Below are 1,056 nucleotides of genomic sequence, written 5' to 3'. Positions count from 1 at the left end.
CGGAGTCCGCATGTCTTCTGCCAGGTCCGCCAAGGACACCGAGCCGACACCGAAGCCTCCGGCACCCGACAGCCCCGCGCCGGCCGATACGTACGAGTACACCCACTTCGCCGACGCCGTGTACCCGCACGTCCCGCTCACCGCACGGGCCGCCACACCCGACACCGCGGCGACCGTCTTCGTCTGGCCCTTCGGCCCGCCGGCCGACGGCCGCTGGACCCCGACCACCAAGAAGCCGAACCAGGCCGCGGACAACGCCGGCCCTCTCACGAGCGAGGAGTAACCGGTGCCGACACCCACCACCTACGCGCCCGCCAAGCAGTTCGTAGGCATCGCCAACGAGACCACGCAGGGCACCCCGGTAGCGATGACGTCGACGGTCCTCGTCGACGAGGTCAAGCCGAAGGACAACCCCACCTTCCTCGACGACAAGTCGTGGCGCGGGTCCATGGGCAACGACGCGTTCGCGAAGATCGCCGGGACGAAGATCGCCGAGGTGGAGCTCGGCGGGCCCGCCTACGGCGACGGCATCGGCTACTTCCTCCGGAACATCCTCGGCGACCTCTCGTACTCCGGGACGTCCACCGGGGCGGGCAGCACCACCCTGTCCGGGCCCGTCGTGGCCGGCGCGACCTCCATCACCACCGTGGCGACCGTCGCGGCCGGCGCAACCGTGCAGATCGGTACCGGTTCGAAGGCGGAGGTCTTCACCGCAGGCACCCCGACCGGATCGGGGCCGTTCGTCGTCCCGCTCACCACGCCGGCCGGCGGCCTCGCCTACGCGCACGCCGCGGCGGAGGCGGTGCAGCCCGTCACGGCCCCGTTCACACAGGCCCACTCCCTGCTCAACAGTGGCGGCGGCCAGCCGGTCAGCCACACCCTGACGCACTTCCTCGGACCCACCGCGACGTCCGGGGCGCGCCAGTATCCGGGCCTGTGCCTGTCCGAACTCGGTCTCAAGTGGAACGCGGAGAGCGAACTGCTGACCTGGTCGGCGAAGGGCACCAGCTTCCCGTCCGTCCCGCTCGGCTCCCTTCCCGTCGCCGCGGCGTCAAC

General features: G+C 71.3%; 2 pseudogenes. Both read left to right on the top strand.

The window, feature by feature from the left end:
• Positions 1 to 283 (top strand): annotated as a pseudogene (locus ABZ454_RS38965) (hypothetical protein); the annotation flags it as partial.
• Positions 284 to 286: 3 nt separating this feature from the next.
• Positions 287 to 1,056 (top strand): annotated as a pseudogene (locus tag ABZ454_RS38960) (hypothetical protein); the annotation flags it as partial.

This window comes from Streptomyces sp. NPDC005803 (assembly GCF_040630435.1).
Classification (GTDB): Bacteria; Actinomycetota; Actinomycetes; order Streptomycetales; family Streptomycetaceae; genus Streptomyces.
The sequence above is the reverse complement of the archived record's forward strand: the minus strand, read 5'-3'. Positions and strand labels throughout refer to the sequence as shown.